This is a genomic window from Christensenella sp. (assembly GCF_034927525.1).
Lineage (GTDB): Bacteria > Bacillota > Clostridia > Christensenellales > Christensenellaceae > Christensenella.
In genome coordinates this window covers 1-3,589 of sequence record NZ_JAYFPU010000139.1, presented here as the reverse complement: position 1 = coordinate 3,589, position 3,589 = coordinate 1, and the positions used below count along the sequence as shown (strand labels likewise).

Sequence of the window (3,589 nt, the reverse complement as noted above, 5' to 3'; positions counted from 1 at the left end):
GTTAGGCGGAAGCCTGCTTCCTTGAGCTCGTGCATCCGTGAGACGATCAACTCGTCATTATAGACAAGCGCACTCTCCGTGAGTTCGATTTCCAACAAGTCGGTGGATATATCGTATTTATGGATGATGGACAAAAGCTGCTCGACAAAATCGTTGCGATACATATTGAGCCGCGAAAAATTGACTGAGATAGGAATAACGGTCTGTCCTTCGTCGATCCATCTGCGCAGGGAAGCGCATACATGCTCAAACACGTACATATCAAGTCTTACAATAAAACCATTTTTTTCAAATACGGGAATGAACACACCGGGGTTCATAAAGCCACTCTTGGGGGAGAGCCAGCGTACAAGCGCCTCCGCAGCGATGACGCGTTCGGTATGCAACTCAAATTTAGGCTGGTAATAGACGACAAATTCGTTGTTTTGCAGGGCAGTCTCCATGTCGTTTTCTAACTGTTTTTCACGCAGCATCTCTGCGTTCATATCATCATTATAAAATGCATAAATTTCATGCGAATTGTTTTTGACATTATTTTTGGCGATCTTGCTGCGGTCGCTCATCCGTGTTACATACGTATCGTCAGAAGCGATGGGATACACGCCTTACGAAAGCAGCAGGTTGTAATTCCGGTCACGCGTAAATTCGTATTCACGGATGGACTCGTTCCATTTCATGACCCGGCCGACGATGTCGCTTTGCGAATAGTAGGTGATGAGGACATTGAATTCGTCCGCGCCCACATGCGAATATATCTCATGCTCGTGCATATCGTCCTTAAGGATAGCGGCGATGTGCTGCAGCAGCAGGTTACCACTGTCGTAGTCGTAAAGCTGGTTGAATATCTTGAATTTATCAATATCCAGATTGATAAAAGCAAATTTTTCGTCAGGATTTTTATGCAGGATATCCTTGCAGTCCTCGCGGAATTTAAGCCAACTCAAAGAACCGGTGATCTCATCCGTGAAGGCGATGTCCTCCAGCTTTTTGCGCGCGCGGCTTTGGGATACCATAATATAGGCAAGCAATAATATGACTGTAGCAACGATGAGAGCGGTGACCCAGCCGTTGAGCGTGATGAGATAAGAGCTTTTGGCCGTTACGACAGACGCGGGCACGATCGAAAGGATGTACCAGTCGTTCACATCAAGCGGCGCATAACTCACATAATAAGGAACATCGTATTTATAGTAATGTGCAACGCCGGATTCTCCACGCAGCATATTTTCGCGCATAGCGGAAAAAGAACCGTCGCTTTCCTCTAAGATGTTACCCATCAAGGCAAAGATGTTGTCAAAAGAAACGCTGTTTTCGTGCTTGGAACGTGCAATGCGCGTGCCATCGCTTTGTACGACATAAGAATAACCCTGCCCGTCAAAGGTCGAGATACTCATCTTATCTTCAAACACATCCGTGGATTGCGTAGCGAACAGGACAGAAGATATCTGGGAGCCGTTATAGACAGGAACAGCGTACACATTGATAGGGCCGCCTTCGTCAAGCATATCGCGCATCGTATCGGAAATATTAGGTATCCCACGCAGCGCCTTATGAAAATAATCGCGTGAGGAAAAATCCGCCTCGATCCCGTCCGAGGTGGAAGCCATTCCGTCCGGCGTGATAAGGCCCATACGCTTGAAGTCATTTTCCTTTTGTACTTCGCTCATCATAGCAAAGACACTGGCCGTATCAGCGGAAGAAAATTCCGCAGAGCTGAGCGCAGAGGCAACCGCTTCTAACGTGGAAAGATCACCGGAGACTTTGGTTTCGACGAGAGCCGCTTCCTGCGCAGTCATTTCCTTTAAATAGGAGGTGACCTGATCGTCTAAAGTCGTTTTTACGGTGCTGGAATAAAACAGCATCAAAAAAAGCACAACAAGTACGATAGCCAGTACTATGATAATAGAGATGAGAATGGTCTTTTTTCGCTTAGTCATAATAGTATGCCTGTTTTCCGCAACACCCGTGGCGCCGCAGCGGCTGTGATTACCTTTCGAAATATCAATACGTATTGGGTACGATATTATATCCATTATTATATATGATGACACCTCAAAAAGAAAGTAAAATGTTATATGAATGGCTGATACAAGCAAAAAACGCATATCTACCAGAAAATTTAACGTGAAATAGGTGTTTTTTTGTGAAAAGGGTGATATAATAAATCGAATATATTCCATACCTTATAAGTATGAATTCGTTAGAACAAAAAAATCCGGTCAAACGGAGCAATAAGGGGTATGTTGCGTTGGCGAAATATAGTTACAGGGCTGTGGACGCGACTGGTCAGGCGTCTAAAGGCGTATATGAGGCGGAGAACCTACAGGATTTCCGGGAGTTCCTCAAAAGTGCGGGGCTTTATTGCCTATCCTATAAGGTTGAGCGCGAGCAGTTCGGCAATTCGGTGCAGGGGTCTATCCCCGCAAAAGAGCTTTATTTGATATGCAGCCAAATGGGCGTGATGCTGGATTCGGGCATCGGTGTCGTAAGGGGGCTTGACGTGCTGTGCCAGCAGGCGACCAACCTCAAAATCAAAACGATCCTCCTTAATGTAATGGAGGAGGTCAAAAAAGGCGTGGCATTCCACCAGGCGCTTGCCGATCAGGGCGGCGCATTTCCTTTTTATCTGATCAGCTCGGTAGAATCGGGCGAACAGAGCGGTACGCTTGACAAAGTCATGGTGCGCATGGCAGATTATTTTGAGCGTCAATATAAGACCAAAGCGCAGATTAGGGCGGCACTCACGTACCCGATCTTGCTTTCCATTATGTGCATCGGTGTTGTATTGCTGATGCTTATTGTTGTGGTTCCCAAGTTTTTGGCGATGTACACAACGTCGGGCGCAGAGCTTCCGCTTCCCACGCAGATGCTTCTCGGGCTTGTCGACTTCTTGCAGAACTACTGGTTTGCCGTACTTGCTGTTGTTGTGGGCGTGGTGATCCTGATATTCATTTTAAAGAGCAGTCCGGCGACAAAACCGGGGTGGGATACTCTGATGCTGCACTTCCCCGGCTTCGGGAAGATGAAGCAGACGATTTTGGCGGCGCGTTTCGCGCATACGTTTTCCATGCTCATCTCAAGCGGCCTTTCTATGCTCAGCGCGTTGGAGATCGTCTCGCGGGTGCTCGACAACGGCTGTATGTCAAAATACATCGCCATAATGATCGAAGACATCAAAAAGGGTATGCCGCTTTCGGAATCCATCAAAAAATTCGATGTATTTCCGCCTATGTTCAAATCCATGATCGCGATCGGCGAAGAGTCGGGCGAAATGGACGAGCTGTTGAAAAAGGCGGCGACGTATTACGACGAGGAATCCGACCGCGCGGTCAAGAAGATGGTGTCTATGATAGAGCCAATCATGCTCGTTGTGATGGGCCTTATCATTGGGTTTATCGTGATCGCTATCATTATGCCTATTTACGGCATGTACCAAAATATTGCGTAAGGGTGGGGAACCAATTTGCTGTCAATCGATATCGGAAGTAAATTTTTAAAAATCATACAGGGTAGTGGCGACAAGTCGATCAAAACCAAAAAAGAGGTATTGTTCAAAATGCCGGACGGCTGCGTGCAAAACGGCGTAGTC

The 3,589-nt window shown here is 46.8% G+C and carries 3 protein-coding genes; 1 reads left to right on the top strand and 2 read right to left on the bottom strand.

Features of this window, described 5'->3' with window-relative positions; all coding sequences use genetic code 11:
• Positions 1-563: EAL domain-containing protein (locus tag VB081_RS05705; protein ID WP_323399875.1), on the bottom strand; the 563-nt coding region annotated here is incomplete at its 3' end.
• A 42-nt stretch (positions 564-605) separates the two neighbouring features.
• Entirely contained in the window at positions 606-1,937 is a 1,332-nt protein-coding gene (locus VB081_RS05700; RefSeq protein WP_323399874.1) for a sensor domain-containing diguanylate cyclase, read from the bottom strand.
• 311 nt (positions 1,938-2,248) lie between these two features.
• On the opposite strand from VB081_RS05700, the gene VB081_RS05695 reads away from it, so the two are divergent.
• Positions 2,249-3,448, top strand: coding sequence for a type II secretion system F family protein (locus tag VB081_RS05695; protein WP_323399873.1), 1,200 nt, complete (start codon positions 2,249-2,251; stop codon positions 3,446-3,448).
• Positions 3,449-3,589: the final 141 nt, after the last annotated feature.